The organism is Tessaracoccus sp. OH4464_COT-324, from assembly GCF_003932855.1.
GTDB lineage: Bacteria > Actinomycetota > Actinomycetes > Propionibacteriales > Propionibacteriaceae > Arachnia.
Genome location: NZ_RQYZ01000007.1, coordinates 38944 through 58334 on the forward strand (window position 1 = coordinate 38944; position 19391 = coordinate 58334).

The 19391-nt window shown below is 66.7% G+C and carries 17 protein-coding genes and 1 tRNA gene; 13 read left to right on the forward strand and 5 right to left on the reverse strand.

The genetic code is table 11. The features are described 5' to 3' along the window. Nucleotides 1–58 precede the first annotated feature (58 nt). Nucleotides 59–1240, forward strand: a complete 1182-nt coding sequence (manA, locus tag EII42_RS05760) for a mannose-6-phosphate isomerase, class I (RefSeq protein ID WP_125171164.1) — start codon at nucleotides 59–61, stop codon at nucleotides 1238–1240. On the opposite strand, the gene EII42_RS05765 is transcribed toward manA, so the two are convergent. Beyond that, complete coding sequence (locus tag EII42_RS05765; protein WP_158676421.1) at nucleotides 1229–2116, reverse strand: PfkB family carbohydrate kinase; 888 nt, start codon at nucleotides 2114–2116, stop codon at nucleotides 1229–1231. The two genes, manA and EII42_RS05765, sit on opposite strands and share 12 nt — an antisense overlap. Before the next feature lie 59 nt (nucleotides 2117–2175). Here EII42_RS05765 and EII42_RS05770 point away from each other — a divergent pair. From EII42_RS05770 to EII42_RS05780, 3 genes are all read left to right on the forward strand, one after another. Then, nucleotides 2176–2251 (forward strand) — tRNA-Thr (locus EII42_RS05770). 134 nt (nucleotides 2252–2385) lie between these two features. Then, the gene (locus EII42_RS05775) at nucleotides 2386–2973 is read left to right on the forward strand and encodes a dienelactone hydrolase family protein (RefSeq protein ID WP_125171166.1); all 588 of its coding nucleotides are present in this window, start codon (nucleotides 2386–2388) and stop codon (nucleotides 2971–2973) included. Between the two features lie 94 nt (nucleotides 2974–3067). Then, entirely contained in the window at nucleotides 3068–3673 is a 606-nt protein-coding gene (locus EII42_RS05780) for a trans-aconitate 2-methyltransferase (protein WP_125171167.1), read from the forward strand. Between the two features lie 101 nt (nucleotides 3674–3774). Here the strand turns inward: EII42_RS05780 and EII42_RS05785 are convergent, their stop codons facing one another. Next, a complete protein-coding gene (locus EII42_RS05785) occupies nucleotides 3775–4530 on the reverse strand; it encodes a DedA family protein (RefSeq protein ID WP_125171168.1) in 756 nt (251 codons plus the stop codon). Nucleotides 4531–4676: 146 nt separating this feature from the next. On the opposite strand from EII42_RS05785, the gene EII42_RS05790 reads away from it, so the two are divergent. From EII42_RS05790 to EII42_RS05815, 6 genes are all read left to right on the forward strand, one after another. Beyond that, nucleotides 4677–5774 (forward strand): ABC transporter ATP-binding protein, encoded by a 1098-nt coding sequence (locus EII42_RS05790; RefSeq protein ID WP_125171169.1) that lies wholly within the window; start codon nucleotides 4677–4679, stop codon nucleotides 5772–5774. Nucleotides 5775–5853: 79 nt separating this feature from the next. Beyond that, nucleotides 5854–6429: a DNA-directed RNA polymerase subunit beta gene (locus tag EII42_RS05795; protein WP_125171170.1), complete on the forward strand. Its 576-nt coding sequence runs from the start codon at nucleotides 5854–5856 to the stop codon at nucleotides 6427–6429. Between the two features lie 201 nt (nucleotides 6430–6630). Next, a complete protein-coding gene (locus tag EII42_RS05800; protein WP_125171171.1) occupies nucleotides 6631–7809 on the forward strand; it encodes a PLP-dependent aspartate aminotransferase family protein in 1179 nt (392 codons plus the stop codon). 10 nt (nucleotides 7810–7819) lie between these two features. After that, nucleotides 7820–9193, forward strand: a complete 1374-nt coding sequence (locus EII42_RS05805) for a DUF4032 domain-containing protein (RefSeq protein ID WP_125171172.1) — start codon at nucleotides 7820–7822, stop codon at nucleotides 9191–9193. Nucleotides 9194–9443: 250 nt separating this feature from the next. After that, nucleotides 9444–10478, forward strand: a complete 1035-nt coding sequence (locus EII42_RS05810) for a WD40 repeat domain-containing protein (RefSeq protein ID WP_125171173.1) — start codon at nucleotides 9444–9446, stop codon at nucleotides 10476–10478. 178 nt (nucleotides 10479–10656) lie between these two features. Next, nucleotides 10657–11634 carry a hypothetical protein gene (locus tag EII42_RS05815; protein WP_125171174.1) on the forward strand — a complete coding sequence of 326 codons (978 nt, stop codon included), beginning with the start codon at nucleotides 10657–10659 and terminating at the stop codon, nucleotides 11632–11634. A gap of 2 nt (nucleotides 11635–11636) precedes the next feature. Here the strand turns inward: EII42_RS05815 and EII42_RS05820 are convergent, their stop codons facing one another. Then, entirely contained in the window at nucleotides 11637–13019 is a 1383-nt protein-coding gene (locus EII42_RS05820; RefSeq protein WP_233558290.1) for an MBL fold metallo-hydrolase RNA specificity domain-containing protein, read from the reverse strand. A 107-nt stretch (nucleotides 13020–13126) separates the two neighbouring features. On the opposite strand from EII42_RS05820, the gene cysS reads away from it, so the two are divergent. Both cysS and rlmB read left to right on the forward strand, forming a co-directional pair. After that, nucleotides 13127–14554 carry a cysteine--tRNA ligase gene (gene cysS, locus EII42_RS05825; protein ID WP_125171176.1) on the forward strand — a complete coding sequence of 476 codons (1428 nt, stop codon included), beginning with the start codon at nucleotides 13127–13129 and terminating at the stop codon, nucleotides 14552–14554. Continuing rightward, on the forward strand, nucleotides 14555–15499 hold the full coding sequence (rlmB, locus tag EII42_RS05830) for a 23S rRNA (guanosine(2251)-2'-O)-methyltransferase RlmB (RefSeq protein WP_125171177.1): 945 nt from the start codon (nucleotides 14555–14557) through the stop codon (nucleotides 15497–15499). 154 nt (nucleotides 15500–15653) lie between these two features. On the opposite strand, the gene EII42_RS05835 is transcribed toward rlmB, so the two are convergent. Then, complete coding sequence (locus tag EII42_RS05835) at nucleotides 15654–16808, reverse strand: hypothetical protein (RefSeq protein ID WP_125171178.1); 1155 nt, start codon at nucleotides 16806–16808, stop codon at nucleotides 15654–15656. A 95-nt stretch (nucleotides 16809–16903) separates the two neighbouring features. On the opposite strand from EII42_RS05835, the gene EII42_RS05840 reads away from it, so the two are divergent. After that, nucleotides 16904–18340, forward strand: a complete 1437-nt coding sequence (locus EII42_RS05840; RefSeq protein ID WP_125171179.1) for a glycine hydroxymethyltransferase — start codon at nucleotides 16904–16906, stop codon at nucleotides 18338–18340. Between the two features lie 60 nt (nucleotides 18341–18400). On the opposite strand, the gene EII42_RS05845 is transcribed toward EII42_RS05840, so the two are convergent. After that, complete coding sequence (locus tag EII42_RS05845; RefSeq protein ID WP_125171180.1) at nucleotides 18401–19342, reverse strand: hypothetical protein; 942 nt, start codon at nucleotides 19340–19342, stop codon at nucleotides 18401–18403. Nucleotides 19343–19391 lie beyond the last annotated feature (49 nt).

Sequence of the window (19391 nt, forward strand, 5' to 3'; positions counted from 1 at the left end):
CCATCGGGGTTGGGTACGATGGCCACTGTTTCCGGTTCGGAGGAGGAGAAGCAACCGAATGCGTGTTATCAATGGCACCGTCCAACACTTCGCGTGGGGCGACCGTTCGGAGCTTCCTAGGGTTCTGGGACGCACCCCGGATGGAAGACCGTGGGCCGAATACTGGCTCGGCGCGCACCACGCGGGCCCGGCCACTTTCGCTGACTCGCCCGAAGAAACGCTCGCCGACTACTTGCAACATCATCCAGAGGAGATCGGCGCGGAGTCCGTGGCTGCACATGGAGAGAAGCTGCCCTTCATGATGAAGCTGCTCTCCGCAGCAAGCCCGCTGAGCATCCAGGTACACCCATCGCGGGAGCAGGCCGTCGAAGGATTCGCCAAGGAGAGCCTCCTGGGCATCCCGCTGAACCACCCCGAACGGTCCTACCGCGACGACTGGCCCAAGCCGGAGGCGATCATCGCGCTCACCCCCTTCGAAGGGCTGCTGGGTTTCCGCGACCCGGCGGAAACGGTTGAGCTGTTCGAGCAGTTGGGCGTCGCGCAGGAACTGACCTCCGTGATCGGCCCGCTGCGGGAACGCACCGAGACACTCGCCCTGCAGGAGGTGTTCCTCGACGTCCTCACCATCCGCAAGCGCCGGCACCTGGTCGACTTGGTGCTCTCCCGCGCCGTCGAGTTCCTCGACGCCGGGGGCGCGCTGGGCGACTTCGCCCGCACCGCCGTCGAGGTGGACGAGCACTTCCCCGGGGACCCAGGTATTCTCGCCGCCCTGCTCCTCAATCGGTTCCGGCTCGAACCCGGCGAAGCCGTCGCGCTGGAGGCGGGCGTGCTGCACGCCTACCTGCGCGGCACTGGTGTCGAGGTCATGGCCTCATCCGACAACATAGTGCGCGGCGGACTCACCAAGAAGCATATCGACGTAGACGGCCTGCTCGGGCTGGCCAATTTCTCCGCGCTGAAACCCGAGACGCTCCGCCCCGAGGGGGCCGACGGCGTCTACCGCTACCCCACCGACTTCCCCGAGTTCGAGGTGTGGCTCCTCACCCCGATGACCGCCGCACCGGTCACCATGCCCCGCGGCGACACCGGCCGGGTGGCCCTCGTCACGGACGGCGATTTCACCTTCCGCAGCAACCACGAGTTGAAGCTCAAACAGGGTGAGGCCGTCTTCATCCCAGCCTGGGAAGAGGTGGAGGTTATCGGAGCCGGGCAGGTCTTCGTCGCCGCCTCAGGCGTCTAGCCACGACCGGGTACCGAAGGACCGCACGCTGCGGCTCGCGACCTCCGCGCCAAGAGCCAGCGCCGCGACGAAGGACTCCCGCGTGAGCCCAGCCCGCGCGATATGATGGCAGGCCGCCCCGTGGAAGAAATCCCCCGCCCCCAGGGTGTCCACCGCCTGCACGGCCGGGACCCGCACCTCCCCGGACACGCCGTCGCTGACGTAGCGAATCGGCAGATGACCGCGCGTGATCGCCGCATGCCGCACGCCCTGCTCGACGAGGAAGTCCAGCACCGCTTCGGGGGCAACCCCGGTAGGCGCGAAGTCCTCCGAAACGATCGCCGCGTCGGTGAGGGGCAACAGGGAGGACGTTGCCGGCTTCCACGAGCCCCCGTCCAGCACTACCGGCACACCCGCCGCCCGCGCCCGCCGCGCAACCGCCGCCGCGAGATCCGCCTCGTGCCCGTCGAGTTCGACGACGCCGAACCCGGCCAGATCGAGCCCTTCGATGGTGGCGGAGAAGTCGGGCTGCGTCTTGCCCGCGGGGCTGCGATCGTGGGTGGACACGACGGCGCGTTCCCCCGTCGCCCGGGTGACCAGCACCGTCGCGGCGGTCAGGCCCCGGCCGGCCACGCTCGGCGCGCGCACGCAACGCACCGAACGCCCGGCCAGGTCCGCGGCTGCCAGCGCCCAGGCCGGGCAGTCCCCTGCCCGAGTCAGCAGGGTTGCTGACCCGCCGAGAGCGGAGAAAGCGACCGCGGCGTTCGTCGCCGGCCCGCCTGCGGCCAACTCGTCGGCCAGGCCCTTGATCTTCTCGTTGGGTTGCGGCAGTCGATCGACCAGCTGGATGACATCCAGCGTGACCAACCCGACGAACAATCCGCGCGTTCGATCCACGCCCATGAGCCTAGCGTCGCGTGGCAACGGTCGCCCGAATAGGGCACAATAGGGCCCACGCCTCCTTAGCTCAGCGGCCAGAGCATCCGCCTTGTAAGCGGAGGGTCGAGGGTTCGACTCCCTCAGGGGGCTCCATTTGACCCCTCGGTGACCCCTCGTCCCGGGCAGTTGACCGCGCGTCGATCGCGCCCCTCACCAGCCCGGGTCCGAAATAAATCCACTATCCGTGAATCACGTAATCTGCCCAGCCAGGCTGCTAGCGTCTGGCCATGACAGAGATCGTGTTGTTCCATCACGCCCTCGGCCTCACCGACGGCGTGCGTCAGTTCGCGGATCAGTTGCGTTCGCGCGGCTTCGCGGTTCGCACCCCCGACTTGTTCGAGGGCCGGGTCTTCAGCAGCGTTGAGGAAGCCTTCCAGTACGTGGAGCGGGTCAGCTGCGCGACTCTTTTGCAGCGCGCGGAAGAGAGCTGCGTGGAAATCCACGGCCGGATCATCTTTGGCGGGTTCTCGCTGGGCGTGGTACCCGCGCAGCACATGATGCTGGCGAAGCCCAGCATCGGTGGGCTACTCTTCCACGGCTTCACGCCGTTCGAGGCCGATACGAGCGACTGGCCGCAACTGCCCATGCATGTCTACGCCATGGCCGAGGACCCGCTGTTCGTCGGCGACGGCGACATCGAGGCCGTTCGGGAGGCCCAGGCCGTCCTGCCCCAGCTCGAACTGCACCTGTTCGAGGGCAGGAAGCACCTTTTCACCGACTCTTCGACAGGCGACTACGACGCCTTTGCGACGCAGCAGGTGCTCGACCACGTCATCGACGCGGTTCAGGGAATGCGCGCGGCCAGCCCAATCTGACGGGCCCCGGCGCGCTGGCGGGTTGCTCCACTCGACGGTTGCCGGCGGGCGCTATCCTTCAGTCTGACCCAATCCGCAACCGATCGGAGCCACGATGGTGGAGCCCAGCCGCTGGACACGCATCATTGAGCAGGATCCTGCCCACTCTCAGCGCTACATCGACCGCTTCAAGAGGATGGCCGCGAACGGCCACGACCTGTTCGGTGAGGCGCGCACCGTTGACGCCATGTGCGCGCGCGGCTCCAGAATCCTCGACGCCGGCTGTGGCCCGGGCAGACTAGACAAGTTCCTGCACGATCTCGGCCACGTCGTCGTTGGCGTTGACGTGGACCCAACGTTGATCGCCGCGGCCGAGGAGGACCATCCCGGCCCCACCTACGTGGTGGCGGATCTCGCGGAGCTGGATCTCCCGGCCGCGGGCATCACCGACCCGTTCGATGTCATCGTGTGCGCCGGCAACGTGATCGGCTTCCTCGCCCCTTCGACGCGGGTCGAGGTGTTGCGCAGGTTCGCCTGGCACCTCACCGAGGGCGGGCGGGCGATCGTCGGTTTCGGCGCCGGCCGCGGATACGACTTCAACGAGTTCTTCGCCGACGCGAAGTCGGCCGGTCTGCGCCTCGACGTGGCGCTGGAAAGCTGGGACCTCAAGCCGTTCACCCCGGAGTCCACCTTCCTGGTGGCCATCTTCTCCCGCCCTTGAGCCCAGGCGGCACCATCGACACCGCGCGCTGGACCTGGACGCAGTAGCCACCGCCTCCGCGAGGGTCCCTTTGGCACCTCACGGAGGCGTCGCGGGTCGCCCTACTGCCCCTGCTGCCTCGCGCGGGAGCCCTGCTTCCAGAACGCGGACACCACGACCAGCACCAGCAGGCCGATGGCGACGTAGCCCGCGATCTTGGCGTAGGCGTCGAGGACATCGACGGCAGGCTCACCCAGCTGCCAGCCGAGCCAGAAGTAAAACAGCAGCCAGGCGGTGCTCGCCAAGTAGTCGTAGATGAGGAAGCGCCTCAGGCTCAACCCCCTGGCGCCCGAAAGCACGAAGACCACCTGCATCAACGGCAGCGGCATCGGGATGTAGGCGATCAGGAAGCCCAACGGTCCAAGCTTCTCCGCCCACCTCTCGGCCCGCGCGTATCCCCTGGCTGCTCGCTTGCTGGAGCCCGCCCAGACCTCGATCATTCCCCGGCCCCAGAGCCTGCCCGCCCACCAGTAGACCCAATCGAACTTGAGGCTCATGATCGTCGCGCCCAACAGGATCACGGCCCAGTAATCCATCTGACCGACGGCGGCGAGCGCGCCGGACGCCGTGACGGCCGTGCGTCCGCCCGTGATCACGGCGAGCAGTCCCGGGGCCGCGGCCAGCAGGTAGGCGCGCGTCGGGATGAGGATCAGGCTGAAAACGGCGATGATGCCGAACCAGCCCATGCACCAGTAGTCGGCCCTGGTCGGTTCCTTCTTCCAGGGCATGCCCTCGTCGTCCCACCAGGGCTTCTCCCGTGTGTCGTCGACACTCGGGTCCGGTTCGGGGCTGTCCACGGCATTCGGTTCGGCGCTCACGCGGTGCATAGTATCAACGTCCGCTTAACCCCCCGATGACGCAAACCCGCCCCTCCCGGTGTATCGTTCTTGATTGGGCCTTGGAAGAGGCTCACCTCCACTACGGATCGTCGGGCACGTACCTGCCCGTGGAAAGGAAATGTGGCATGGCCACCGTAAGTTTTCGTGAAGCTACCCGCCGCTACCCCGGCGCCGACCGCAACGCCGTTGACAAGCTGAACCTCGAAATCGAGGATGGCGAGTTCATGGTTCTCGTCGGCCCCTCCGGCTGCGGCAAGTCCACCTCGCTGCGCATGCTCGCCGGCCTCGAAGAGGTCAACGAGGGCTCCATCTTCATCGGCGACCGCGACGTCACCGATCTGCCTCCGAAGGATCGCGACATCGCGATGGTCTTCCAGAACTACGCCCTCTACCCGCACATGACCGTCGCCGACAACATGGGCTTCGCGCTCAAGATGCAGGGCAAGTCGAAGGCGGAGCGCGAGGAGCGGGTGAAGAAGGCCGCGCAGTTGCTCGGCCTGGAGGAGTTCCTGCACCGCAAGCCGAAGGCGCTCTCCGGCGGCCAGCGTCAGCGCGTCGCCATGGGCCGCGCGATCGTTCGCGAGCCGCAGGTCTTCCTCATGGATGAGCCGCTGTCGAACCTCGACGCCAAGCTGCGTGTTTCCACCCGCACCCAGATCGCAGCCCTGCAGCAGCGCCTGGGCGTCACCACCGTCTACGTCACCCACGACCAGGTCGAGGCTATGACGATGGGCGACCGCGTCGCCGTCATGAGCGCCGGCCTGCTCCAGCAGGTGGCCTCCCCGCTGGAACTCTACGACGCCCCGGTCAACCTGTTCGTCGCTGGCTTCATCGGCTCTCCCGCCATGAACCTCATCAAGGGCAAGCAGGTCGAGGGCGGCGTCCAGATCGGCGACTACGTCGTTCCGGTCGCCCGCGAAATCCTGGCCAAGGCCGCGGGCGAAGAGACCCTGACCCTCGGCATCCGTCCCGAGGCGCTGCACGTCGCACACGATGGGCAGGGCATCGGCGTCGACATCGCCGTGGTCGAAGAGTTGGGCGCCGACTCCTACCTGTACGGCACCCTCTCCGGTCTGACCGACGAGGAGCGCCTGTCCGCGCAGCAGATCGTGGCCCGCGTCGCCGGCCGCACCGCTCCGCACAAGGGTGAGGTCGTCCGCCTGGCCGCGGATCCGTCCCACGTGCACGTCTTCTCCAACGTCTCCGAGCTGCGCATCTCCTGATGCCGTTCGCAAAGGGAAAGGGGCCCGCTCGGGCCCCTTTTTCGTTTACCCACTGGTCGGCACGGCGTAGGATTCACGTGTGCGTGAGTTTCATAAGCCTGTTCGTCGCCCCGGCGATTTCCTGGAGTCGCTGGTCGGTGCCGGCGATCCATCCGAGTCGCTCGCCCATGATTCGGCCGCTGCTTTGCTGCACCGGGTACGCGCGGCCGCTGATCCGCAGTTGGCGGAACGCATCGTCGGGTATGCGGCCGAGCATGGCGTGGACGACGTGGCGGAGCTTTGGGCTGGCAGGCCGGCTGATTCGCTGCCGGGAGCGCTCTGGCGGGTTTATTCGCTGCGCCACATCGTCGCGGGCGACGCGGAGCATGCGGGGCTGCTGCACCGGGCCGGGCAGCCGCTGGCCTCCGACGTGGATGCGGCGGTTGCGGGTGCCCCGCACCTGCCCGCTCCCGACGACGTGGTGCGCGTCGCCGACGAGGTGCTGGCCGGGGCGTTCGTCGGCGACTTCGCTGCCGCACTGGACCGGGCGGCCGCGTTCTGTCGCGTTCAGGCGGCGGGGGCGGAGTCCTTGGGCGAGCTTTCCGACGGCTACGCGCGCTACGCCGAGGAGCTGGGTCGGGCGGCACAGCTGTGGCGGGCGGGCAAGCTGAGCTGAGCTTGGGTCTTCGCCCGGAGGCCAGTAGAGTGGTGTTGCCGGGCCGCGGTAACCCCGGGCTCCAATATTTGCCGCTTCGAGCGGCCTCGCGCCGAGAGGCGTTCCCCGGTCCGGCCCCTTCATCTTGTCGTTCCTGGACGCATCGTCGGATTGAGCCAGTGCCGCGTTAGTGTTGTCTCCCAAGATTTTCAGGAGACGCTCATGTCGAATTCAAGCCGCTGGACCAGGGCCGTGGGTTCGGGACTGGGCGCGGACACCGGCTGGGAAGCGGCGGCCGCACCCAGCCGTCGACAGCCCAACCAGTTGTTTGCCCTGCTCAGCCAGGGACCGGAAGACCGCCACTTGCTCGCCGGGGATTCCACATGGGACGCGCTCAACGCCGCGTTAGCGACCTTGGAGTGCGGGGCCGGCGCCGTCGCGGTGACTTCGGGGCCTGCTGCAGCGACGCTGCTGGTGGAGGCACTGGTGCCGGCTGGTGGGCGCGTGGTCGCATCCGCCAACAGCCATGGCGGCGCCTGGCGGCTGCTCACCATGTTCGCCGAGCGGAGCCGACTCCGGCTCACGCTGGTGCCGACCCATCGCCCGGAGGCCCTGGGCGCCGCACTGGCCGAGGAGGCGAGCCTGCTGTGGGTGGAAACGCCGTCGAATCCGCTGCTTCGGGTCACCGATATCGCAGAGGCGGTTCGGCTCGGCCACGCGGCGGGGGCGACGGTCGTCGTCGACAATACTTTCTGCACCCCGCTACTGCAGCAGCCGCTGACACTGGGGGCGGACGTGGCGGTGCATTCGACGACGAGATTCATCGCCGGGCACTCCGACGTGGTGGGCGGGGCCGCGATTGCGCGCGAGCCGCAGCTGGCCGATGAGCTGGCACGCTGGGCGGGCGCGTTGGGGATCGCTGCAGGTTCGTTCGACGCCTACCTCACTGTGCGGGGGCTGAGCACACTTGACGCGCGCCTCAGGGTGCACGCCGAGAACACCCTCGCTGTGGTCGACACCCTCGACGGCCATCCCGCAGTAGCGGCGCTGCACTACCCCGGGCTCCCGGACCACCCGGAAAGCGAAGTGGTTCAGCGGCAGATGGCCTCGCCCGGTTCGATCGTCTCCTTCGAACTGGGCGGCGGACGCGCCGCCGTGGAGCGTTTCCTCGACGGGCTGGAGGTGTTCCAGCTGGCGGGGTCGCTGGGCGGCGCGGAGTCGTCGGTATGTCATCCCGCGACGATGACGCACGCCGCGCTGGCCCCTGGCGCGCGCCATGCCGCAGGCATCACCGAGGGCCTGCTGCAGTTGAGCGTGGGGTTGGAGGCCCGCGGAGACATCGTCGAGGCGCTTTCGTCCGCCACGGAGCGGGCGCTCGGTGTGGGTCACTGCGCGGGGTAGGCTGGCTGGCATGCCCAGGTTTCTCGCTGCCAAGCCCGACGCCAACCTGCTTCGACTGCCTTGGCAGCTGCCGCTTTCCGACTGGCCAACCGACCTGCTTGTCGCCCTGCCGCGCGGCATTTCGCGCCACGTAGTGCGCTTCATCCAGGTGGGCCAGGACATCGTCGCGGCCAAAGAGGTGATTGAGGATTCGGCCGTCGGGGAGTACCGGCTGCTCACCGAGCTTCGCCGCCTGCGGGTGCCTGCGGTGGAGCCGATCGGGGTGGTGTTGGGGCGCACCGACGCTGCGGGAAACCCGTTGGATCCGATCCTGCTAACGAAGCATCTGCCGTTCTCGCTGCCGTACCGGACGCTGTTTCATCGCGGAATCAAACACGAGACGGTGCAGCGGCTGCTGGACGCGATGGTGGTGTTGCTGGCGCGCCTGCACCTCACCGGCTTCTACTGGGGCGACGTTTCGCTGTCGAACATCTTGTTCCGCCGGGACGCGGGCGAGTTCGCCGCCTACTTGGTGGATGCCGAGACGGGCGAAGTGCACCCTCGCCTGACGGACGGGCAGCGAATGCACGATCTCGACATCGCCAACACCAACCTGTTCGGCGAGTTCCTCGATCTGGAGGCTGGCGGACTGTTGGACCAGTCGTTGGAACCCAGCTGGCTCGTGAGCACCATCGTCGAGCGCTATCACCAGCTGTGGAACGAACTGACCGCAGTTGAGGAGTTCGACGAGTCCGAGCTCTACCGGCTTGAGGGGCGTGTGCGACGGCTCAATCGCCTTGGGTTCGACGTCGCAGAGATCGACGTCTCGACGTCGGCGGATGGCAAGAAGGTGCGCATGCAGCCGAAGGTGGTGGATGCGGGACATCACACGAGACGGCTGATGCGGCTGTGCGGGATCGATGCCGAGGAGCATCAAGCCAGGCGCCTGCTGAACGACATGGACACATATCGGGCCAGCCTGCCCTACGAGGTACCGGAGTCGGTGGCCGCGCATAAGTGGCTGACGGAGGTGTTCGAGCCCGCCGTCTACGCCATCCCGCCGGATCTGACCGGCAAGCGCGACCCGGCCCAGTTCTTCCACGAAATGCTCGACTACCGCTGGTATCAGTCGCAGCGCGAGAATCGCTCGGTTCCCACCGAGGAAGCGGTGCAGGGTTACATCAATGACGTGTTACGCAGCCTGCCCGACGAGCACCTGAGCGCGTTTGAACCGCTGAGCGAGCGGGAACTCGTGAACAAGTACGATCCGTCGCAGGGTTTCGTGGACGACGAGGAGGAGCCACCCTACGACCCGTGGGAGGACGCGGCGAACGACCCCGACGTGCCAGTGCTGGCTTCTTTCGACATCGAGGCGCTCCGCGCCAGGGCCCGCGAGCAGGGTTAGGGCCCGTCGGAGACTAATGCCAGGCTGCGACGAGGCGAGCCTTGGCTGTTTCAGACCGTTGACCGGAATACCAGACCGCCTGAATGACCCTTTCCTGGCCTAACCTTGTCTCGGGATCTCGTTGGATTTTGTCTGCGCTGAGGCGAACCTCCGACACATTCGCGGCGAGCCCATCAGGCCTTATCGAAAGGGATTTTTCATGGATGTGAGCCGCAGGAGAACATTACTCGGCGCGGTCAGCCTGAGTTTCTTGACTGCTTGTTCTTTGGGTGACGAGTCGGCTTCTCCCCCGCCGCACGGTTCCTCGTGCTCGGTGGCTGAGCCGCCGAGGTGTGTCTCGTTGGAAACCCACGACTTCTCCGCCCCTTACGAGTGCGGCGCGCAGCACTCCGACCAGGACAGGACCCCTCCCACCTGGTACGGGCACCAACTACTCCTCGGCGACGGGGTGCTCACCGCCTACTACCGAAACGCCATAGTCGAGTGGGATCTCACCACCAGAAAACCCACCCGGCTCCTCGGAGCAGCACATACCGCGCCCGGAGCCTTCACCCGCACCCCCAGCCACACCGTCGCGGCAACAACCGACGGCAGGCTCGCCGTGCACGACCAAAACGGCTGCCTCACCGGATACCTCACCGGCCACCCCGTATCGCCTCACAAGACCGGGACCGAATCGCTCTGCGCGCTCCCCGACGGCCGGGTCGCCTCGACCGGCCAGGACGGCTGGGTGTGCGTCTGGGATGTCGCGAACCTGAGGCCCACAGGCCGGCTACAGCTCCCGGTGGGCGGCCCCTCCAGCGGTTTGCACTGGAGCGCCACCCGGCACCAACTCGTCGTGACCGCAACCCAAGGGCGAGACATCTTCTTCCTGGATCCCGACCCGCTTGTCGTGCATTCCGCGCACAGCGGTTTGCCCTTCATCAACGAGGCTTGGCTTCCTCTGCCCGACGGGCAGTTTGCGGCCTGCGGGAGTGGAAATGGCATCGACGGGCTGCTGCTACTGGACAGCAATCTGGATTTTCACCGCGTCACTTTCGCGAATTATGATCGCCTGCGCGCAGCAGAATCGGGCGCGTTCGCTCTGACCAGCAAGGACGCCACCCTATTGTTTGACGGCGATGTGGTGCGCGAACCGCCTACCCGCGAGCTGCAAAACGATCCACCCGATTTCGCCCTGGCGCCCGACGGCGGCACCGCTTACGTGCTCAGGCGCACCGAGCCCATCCTGGAAGTAGATCTGAGCACAGGCGAAACCCATGAATTCGCCACGCCTGGGGAGTAGCCCTTCCCAGGAGGCCAAGCGATGGCACCCTGAACCGTAACAGCCGCACAACCCTTTAGGAAAAGACATGAGAATCAACCGCAGAAGCACTTTACTAGGAGCGCTTGGATTGGCTACTTTGACAGCTTGCTCCCCCGAGGAAGCCCCGCCGCCCCGTGCTCCCTTGCCGAGTTCCTGTGTGCCTTCCGATCCTCCGAACTGCGTATCGCTGGAGACTCACGACTTCTCCGCCATTTATCTCTGCTCCAGCCCCCGCAGCGACGAAGACTACGTATTTCCGTCCAGGGATTACGGCTTCGAGCTGATCCTCGGCGACGGAGTGCTCTCCGCCTACTACCGAAACGCGATAGTCGAGTGGGATCTCACCACCAGAAAACCCACCCGGCTCCTCGGAGCGGCACGCACCACAATCGGAGCCTTCACCCGCACCCCCAGCCACACCGTCGCGGCAACAACCGACGACAGGATCGCCGTGCACGACCAAAACGGCTGCCTCACCGGCTATCTCGCCAGCGCACCGAACAGCACCCACCGCACCCGGTCTGACTACCTCTGTGCGCTCCCCGAGGGCCGCGTGGCCGGTCTCGACAACTACGGCCGGGTCTGCGTCTGGGACACCGCCAGTCTGCGGTTGATTGACCAGGTGCGCCTCCCCCTGTCGAACTGGCCATCCTCACTTGCTTGGGACGCAGCAAACCGGAGGCTGGTGCTGAGCCAAAATCGTGGCCAACAGGTCGTCTTCCTCGATCCCGACTCGCTCAGCACCTACACCATCAGAGGCGACCTCCCGACGGTCCTGGAGCCGTGGGCCCCGATGCCGGACGGGACGCTAGCGGCCTGCGGAGATGGGTCCGGCAAAGAAGGGGTTTGGCTGCTGCGGGACAACCAGCAGCCAAACCGCATCACCGAGACCTACTACAAGCGCCTTCGGGTGGCCAGCAGCGGACAGCTGCTCGCCATCAGAGACTCCCACTTCGCGATCATTGACCGCCAAAACATCTGGGAATCGACCGCCGAAGCCTTCGGCCAAGAATGGGTCAACTTCGCCTTTGCCCCCGACGGCGACACCGCCTACCTGCTCAGATACACCGATCCCATCCTGGAGGTGAGCCTCAAGACCGGGGAAGCCCGCGAGTTCGCGGTTCCCGGCGAGTAGCCCTACGACCGTTCGCTGAGCAGTACCTTCTCCCCGAGCTTCGGCACCACCACGTCGAGCCCGAGTTCGGTCTCCGTGCGCAACTCCAGCGCGGCCGCCGCGTGCGGCTCCCCGTGGGTGAGGAACACCACCTCGGGGCGCGGGCGGAGTGCGCCCAGCCAGCCCAGCAGCTCCGACGAGTCCGCGTGCGCCGAGAAGCCGCGATCCTGCGCGATCTCCGCCCGCACCGGCACATACCGGCCACGAATCTTCAGGTGCCGGGCGCCGTCGAGGAGTCGTCGGCCCCTGGTTCCGGTGGCCTGGTAGCCGCAGATCAGGATGGTGTTACGCTCCTCAGGCAGCAGCCGCTCCAGGTAGGCCAGCACCCGCCCACCTTCCAACATGCCCGACGAGCTGACGACGATGCGGGGCTCGTTGGAATGCAGCGCCTTGTGGGATTCGCGGCTGCCGCGGGCCTCGACGAAGTTCTTCAGGTTGGTGAAGTCGCTGATGGCCAGGTCGGAACGGAACTCCTCCGGCATCGCGCGGTACACGTCGAGGGCCCGCATGCTCATCGGCCCGTCAACGACGACGGGCACGTCCGGGATGCGCCCGTCGCGCTGCATGCGGCCCAGCTCATACATCACCTGTTGGGTGCGGTCGATGGCGAACGCGGGGATCAGCACGGTCCCGTCGCGCGCGATCGTTCGGTTGATGGCCTCCGCCAGCGGCTCGTGCGGCACCGCTGGCTCCTCATGCTCTCGGTCGCCGTAGGTGGATTCGCACACCACCCACTGCGCCCCTTCGGGTGTCTCGCGGGGCCTGAGCAGCGTCGGGTTGTCGCGGCCGAGGTCGCCGGAGAACAGCACGCTGGTCTCGCCGATATCGATCCGCACCGATGCTGAGCCGACGATGTGTCCGGCCCGCGTCCACCTCGCCCAGGCCACGCCGTCGAGGTCGAGGTTGGTGTCGTAGTCCACCCATCTGAGCAGCCGGATGGCCTGCTCGGCGTCCTGCGTGGTGTAGAGCGGTCGGGGGTCCACGTGTTTCGAGTAGCCGCCACGGATCGCGTCCTCGGTGGCCTTCTCCTGGAGGTAGGCGGAGTCGCGCAGCACGATCTCCGTGAGCCGGGCGGTGCCCTCGGTGCACCAGATCGGCCCGCTGTAGCCCTGCGCCACCAGCACCGGCAGGTAGGCGACGTGGTCGGCGTGCGCGTGCGTCAGGACGATGGAGTTGATCGTGTCTGCGGGGAACTGCTCCCAGTTCAGCAGCCTGAGTTGCTTCTCGCCTTGGTAGAGGCCCGCGTCGACGAGGAGCCGGTACTCTCCTTGCTCCAGCAGGTATTTGGAGCCGGTGACGGTGCCGGCCGCGCCCAAGAACTGCAGGGTCACTGGTTCGTTGCTCATACCCATGAATGTGCCCCAAATTCGTGCCGTTCGGGCGCAAACCCGCCAAACCGGGCGCGACAGCGTCGATTGAACGCCTCCGGCGCGGCCCCAAGTAGACTGGGCGGGTGACGTTTCAACTCTACGACTCCGCGACCCGCACGAAGTGCGAGCTGCGCCCGCTGGTCGCCGACGAGGTATCGATCTACCACTGCGGGCTGACGGTGCAGTCGTCGCCGCATTTGGGGCACATCCGCAAGGAGGTGGTGTTCGATGTGCTGCGCCGCTGGCTGATGCATGAGGGCTACCGGGTGCGGATCGTCGCGAACGTCACCGATATCGACGACAAGATCCTCGCCAAGTCCGCTGAGCGCGGAGTCGACTGGTTCGAGCACGCCTACGAGTTTGAACGCGAGCTGCACGACGCCTACGCGAGTCTCGGCTGCCTGCCTCCCAGCTACGAGCCGCGCGCCACGGGGCACATCCCGGAGATGGTGGAGCTGATCCAGCAGATCATCGACGCCGGCCACGCCTACGTCGCCCCGGACGGCTCGGGCGACGTGTACTTCGATGTATGTTCCTGGCCGAGCTACGGCGAGCTGTCGGGGCAGCGGGTGGCCGACATGGAGCCGGCGCAGGACGCGGACCCGCGCGGCAAGCGCGACCCGCGTGACTTCGCGTTGTGGAAGGGGCACAAGGACGAGCCGGAAACCGCCTCCTGGCCCGCGCCGTGGGGGCGTGGCCGGCCGGGTTGGCACATCGAGTGCTCGGCGATGGCGGGCAAGTATCTCGGGCCCGCGTTCGACATCCACGGCGGCGGCATCGACCTGCGTTTCCCGCATCACGAGAACGAATTGGCCCAGTCGCGCGCCGCCGGGCGGCCCTTCGCCACCCACTGGATGCACAACGCCTGGGTGACGATGTCCGGCGAGAAAATGTCCAAATCGCTGGGCAACACCGCCCTGGTGCGCGAGGTCACCAAACAGTTCGATCCGCGCGCGGTGCGCTACTTCCTGCTGGCGCCGCACTACCGCTCCACCATCGAGTTCTCCCCCGCCGACGATGCCACCCGGGGCTCGCTCGCGGAGGCCGAGAAGGCGATCGAGCGCATCGATTCCTTCCTGGAGCGGGCGGGTGCTCGCCCCGTCGAGGAGCCCGACGGGGCGAGCCAGTTGCCGCAGTACCGCGCCTTCGTCGACGCGATGAACGACGACTTGGGCACCCCGCAGGCCGTGGCGGCCCTGTTCGACGCGATCCGTGCGGGCAACCAGGCCCTGACCGCGAGCGACCATGCCGCGGCGGGCCGCTACCACTGGGCGGTGGGCGCGATGCTGGACGTATTCGGGCTGCACCCCGACGCCCCCGAGTGGGGCGCGCAGGCACAAAACGATCTCACCCCCGTCGTGGACAAGCTCGTCGCCACCCTGCTGGCGCAGCGGGCCCACGCCCGGGCGGCCAAGGACTGGGCGACGGCCGACGCGATCCGCGACACGCTCGCCGAAGCCGGTCTCACCATCACCGACACCCCTGACGGGGCGAAATGGAGCGTGAACTAGATGGCAGGAAACTCTTCCCGACGTGGTGCGGGCAAGCGCGGCATCTCCAAGGCAGCGGGTTCCGGCGGCCGCAACCGCAAGGGGCTCGCGGGCCGTGGCCCGACGCCGAAAGCGGAGGATCGCGTCTACCACAAGGCGTACAAAGCGAAGCAGGAGGCGTTGCGACGCCAGGCCGCCAAGCCGAAGCGGCAGATCAGGCACAAGCCGGGCACCGACTGGGTGGTGGGCCGTAATCCCGTGTTTGAGGCGCTCACAGCCGGCATGCCGGTGAAGCAGGTCTACCTGGCGGAGGGCGCAGAACGTGACGACAGGATTCGCGACATCCTGAAGTTCGCGGCCGAGCACTCGGTGCCGCTGCTACATGTTCCCCGCTCCGAACTGGATCGGGTGACGGGCGGGCTCGTCCATCAGGGCGTCGCACTGCAGCTGCCGCAGTACGAGTACGCGGACCCCGAGGAGCTGCTGGCCGACGTGGTGCACTCCGACGCTGTCATCGTGGCCTGTGACGGCATCACCGACCCACGCAACCTGGGCGCGATCATCCGCTCGGCCGCGGCCTTCGGCGCCGCTGGTGTGGTGATCCCAGAGCGGCGCTCCGCCTCGCTCACCGCGGCCGCGTGGAAGACGTCGGCGGGTGCGGCGGCTCGGATCCCGATCGCGAAAGCCGGCAACCTGAACCGCGCGCTGGAGCAGGCGTCCCGGCTGGGCTACACCATCGTCGGCTTGGCCGGCGAGGGAGACACGCAGCTGGGGGCGGTGCCCGGCGTTGATGGGCCGCTGGTGCTGGTGGTCGGCTCGGAGGACGAGGGCTTGGCCCGGCTGGTGCGCAAGCACTGCGACGCCCTGGTGTCGATCCCGATCGCGTCGTCGGTCGAGTCGTTGAACGCGTCCGTGGCGGCCTCGATCGCGCTCTACGAGGCCAGCCTGCAGCGCCCGACGGAGTAGCGGCCCGCCCAGCGAACCCGGCCGCGCTTGCGGCCACCGGATGGGACGAAACGGGCTCCCAGCCCTGAGCCGCTTGCCCGGCGCGAGTGGCGGGCTCTGAGAGCCCACCGCACCCGCCCAGGGCTGCGCCTCGCATCGCCCTTCGGAGCAGGTCCTATTCCTCGAAGCGGCTCTGGTCCTTCACGAGTTGAAGCTCGAATCGGATCGGTTCCGGGTTGGTGGTGAAGGTTCCGGTGATGGTGTTCACTTCTTGGAATTTGACGGTCAGTGATCCGTTGGGCACGAAGGAGAGCACCGCCCCGGTGTGTTGGCCCGATACTTCGAAGGTGGGGATGAGATCCGTCCTGCCCAGCTGGATCTCGTTGGTGTTGATGTGCAGCGGCTTCACCAGCCGGGCGGGGCTGCCGTCGGCGGACGTGTAGCTGAAGGAGTTCGCCAGGTCGAGGTTGACGGTGCCGGGCAGGTCGACGAACACGACCTTCGTATTCATTTTCATGGTGAGCCACATCTGACCCGCGGTGGCCCAGCCGTGCACCGGATTCCAGGGTGTCATCAGCGTGACCTGCGGGCTGAGTCCGATCTTCATCGTGCCCTGCGAGGGACCGTAGCCCGGGGGCTGCGCCTCGAAGCTGCGTTGGGTTACCCCATCGACGGGGTTTACTCGCACCAGGCGTCGCTCGCGAATGCCTTCGGTGGTGCGCCAGCTTTCGTCGTCCGAGGGCAGGCCCGTGCGCAGATCCACGACGAGCACCTTGCCCTCGTCGCTGACCTGCAGATCGAGTGAGGACTCCTTCTTGACGCAGACCACGAAACACTCCCAGCGGCTCTTGTAGCGCACCGGATCGGATTCCTTGGCTTTGGGCGCGATGCCGCCGAACATGGCGGTCATCTGGATGGTTTGCGTGTCGTTGCGCAGCTGCACCACGACGGGGTTCTCGGCTGTTTCCTGGAACAGCGGAGAGCCAGCCTGCATCACCACCAGCACGAAGACGCTCCCCTCGGGCGCGCGCAACGGCACGTTCTCCTCAAACTCCCGGCTGATCTCGATCGGGAGGGTTTCAGCGATGTGGGTCTGGACGAGTTTTGCGTCGAAATGGGGGCTGGCGATGACCAGCCCTATCGGCGTGGCGTGCGACAGATCGAGGCGTCTACCTGTGGGAGAACGACGGAGGTAGCCCACCTCAACGGTCCTCTCCTTCTTCTCCTCTGAGTTGATCGGGGCCTCGGAAGGCCCGAACCGGATCGGGGCGCAGCTCGCGAGCAGGGGGGCGCCAGCAAAACCAACCAATGCACGTCGAGAAATCGTCACGATCCCCTAAACTACCGTGCCTCGGGACAAATGTGGTTTCCCGGGTCTCTCAGGGATAGATTTGGACACATCCACAAGCCCTTTGAAGGAGAAAAGTGAGCGATCTCACCACTGTGTCCGAGGCTTACCGCACCCTGCTTGGCTTGATCGAGCAGGTGGAGCCGCGGATCGCCGAAGCAACCCGAAACGAGCTGGCCGACCAGCGCGCCTCCCTGAAGCTCATCGCGAGCGAGAACTACGCCAGCCTTCCGGTGCTTGCCGCGATGGGTACCTGGCTGAGTGACAAGTACGCTGAAGGCACGGTGGGGCACCGGTTCTATGCGGGCTGTCAGAATGTTGACACCGTGGAGGCTGTCGCGGCGGAGCATGCTCGTCAGTTGTTCGGCGCCGACTACGCCTACGTGCAGCCCCACTCCGGTATCGACGCGAACGTGACGGCCTACTGGGCAATCCTGGCCCACCACATTGAGGGGCCTTCCCTCGCGGAGTTGGGCGCCAAGACGGTGAACGACCTCAGCGAGGCAGACTGGGAAAACCTGCGCCGCAAGTTCGGTGAGCAGCGGCTGATGGGGATGAGCCTCGACGCTGGCGGTCACCTGACGCACGGCTTCCGCCCGAACGTCTCGGGCAAGATGTTCCATCAGCGTGCCTACGGTACCGACCCCGAGACCCAGCTGCTTGACTACGACGCGGTGGCGCGCCAGGTGGCGGAGTTCCGTCCGCTGGTGCTCGTCGCCGGCTACTCCGCCTACCCGCGGCGGGTGAACTTCGCGAAGATGCGGGAGATCGCGGACTCTGTCGGGGCCGTGCTGATGGTAGACATGGCTCACTTCGCCGGGCTGGTTGCCGGCAAGGTATTCACTGGCGACGAGGATCCTGTGCCGCACGCGCACGTCGTGACGTCCACCACCCACAAGTCGCTGCGCGGCCCGCGCGGTGGCCTCATCCTGGCAAAGAAGGAGTACGCCGCTGACGTGGATCGCGGCTGCCCGCTGGTGCTGGGCGGGCCGCTGTCGCATGTCATGGCCGCGAAGGCCGTGGCGCTTGCTGAGGCCCGCACCCAAGCCTTCCGCGACTATGCACAGAATGTCGCCGACAACGCCAAGGCGTTGGCCGAGGGGCTGCTGTCGCGCGGTGTGCGGCTGGTGACGGGCGGAACTGACAACCACATCGTGTTGTTGGATGTGCGCGACTTCGGTCTGACCGGTCGGCAGGCCGAGGCGGCGCTGCTGGAGTCGGGGATCGTCACGAACCGCAACTCGGTGCCCAACGATCCCAACGGGGCCTGGTACACCACCGGTGTGCGCCTGGGCACCCCAGCACTGACATCGCGCGGCTTCACCACGTCCGACATGGACTCGGTCGCTGACATGATCGCCGGTGTGCTCCGATCGGCCAAGCCAACCACGACCAGCGAGGGAAAGCCGAGCAAGGCGAAGTATGAGCTGTCTACCGACGCCAAGGAGCGTTCCTTGGCCGAGGCTGAGCGGCTGTTGGCCGCCCACCCGCTGTACCCGGGGTTCGAAATCTAAGGTTTGGGCGCTGGAATGCGGTGTGGGGGCGGACATGTCCGCCCCCACACCGCATTACGGTTACTTGTGATCTCGGATGGCCCGGAGGACGGTCATCTGCTGGTCATTCCCGACGCCGGCCGACTTGAACGTCATGACCCATCGTTCAGGGAACTTACCCAGGGCAGCGGCGCAGGAGGACTGGTCGTCCGCGCAAAAGATCCCCGGCTCTACCTCTTTCATTCCCATGAACGTCAGCAACCTGGTCTCTGCGGCACCGATGTCGGAAATCCCAACACCCTCCGCGTTTCCCAGATCGTATGTGTACAGACGCTGTCCACCCATGACTGCGGTGAGGAGCGGCCAGTCAGCGATCTTCATAGGAACGCACGCCCCAAGCTTGCTCGGCGAAGCCCTTTTGTGTTCGAAAACGCACTCCCCGAATTGGCCCTCTCGCACAGGAGCCATCAGAGAGTCAGGGACGTCTTCCGGGGGTTCCGGCTCGTATGTCTCTCCGGTGAACGGATTCTCAAGGCCAAAACTTGGGGAGGGATCGGGGGGCCTGTTGTCTTGGCTAGCTCCTCCAGCCGCCTCAGACTCCTTCGTCTCCTCGGGTTGCCTTCCGTCGCTGTTGTCCGCCGCCTTTGAGGTGGCCGGAGCTGCGGGCGCCGGAGCAGCAGCCTGACCGGAGCCACGGAAGAAGATGCCCCACACGGCGACACCGATGATTGCCACCACCAAGACCACCACCACGGCGATGAGAGCCACCGGAGTCTTGTTCGCTGGTGGGGTCTGACCACCCTGCGGCGGGTACGGGCCTCCCTGCGGCGGATACGGGCCTCCCTGCGGCGGGTATGGGCTGCCCTGCGGGGGGTATGGGTTGCCCTGCGACTGCGGGTTGTACCCGGCCGCAGGAGGCTGGTAGCCGCCAGCCCCGGCGTTCCCCCAGTTGTAAGGATGCGCGCCCGGATGACCCTGGGTAAAGTCCGGGCCGGCGTGGCCACCGCTGTGCGGTGTGCTCATGTGTTCCCTCCTAGGCAACGAAGAATGTCAACGGCGTCCAGACTACAGG

Excerpts from the sequence above, each read along its gene's own strand:
- EII42_RS05800 (WP_125171171.1), top strand. The coding sequence starts at position 6,631 with ATGTCGAATTCAAGCCGCTGGACCAGGGCCGTGGGTTCGGGACTGGGC.
- EII42_RS05820 (WP_233558290.1), bottom strand. The coding sequence starts at position 13,019 with ATGAGCAACGAACCAGTGACCCTGCAGTTCTTGGGCGCGGCCGGCACC.
- EII42_RS05775 (WP_125171166.1), top strand. The coding sequence starts at position 2,386 with ATGACAGAGATCGTGTTGTTCCATCACGCCCTCGGCCTCACCGACGGC.
- rlmB (WP_125171177.1), top strand. The coding sequence starts at position 14,555 with ATGGCAGGAAACTCTTCCCGACGTGGTGCGGGCAAGCGCGGCATCTCC.
- EII42_RS05805 (WP_125171172.1), top strand. The coding sequence starts at position 7,820 with ATGCCCAGGTTTCTCGCTGCCAAGCCCGACGCCAACCTGCTTCGACTG.
- EII42_RS05845 (WP_125171180.1), bottom strand. The coding sequence starts at position 19,342 with ATGAGCACACCGCACAGCGGTGGCCACGCCGGCCCGGACTTTACCCAG.
- manA (WP_125171164.1), top strand. The coding sequence starts at position 59 with ATGCGTGTTATCAATGGCACCGTCCAACACTTCGCGTGGGGCGACCGT.
- EII42_RS05780 (WP_125171167.1), top strand. The coding sequence starts at position 3,068 with ATGGTGGAGCCCAGCCGCTGGACACGCATCATTGAGCAGGATCCTGCC.
- EII42_RS05790 (WP_125171169.1), top strand. The coding sequence starts at position 4,677 with ATGGCCACCGTAAGTTTTCGTGAAGCTACCCGCCGCTACCCCGGCGCC.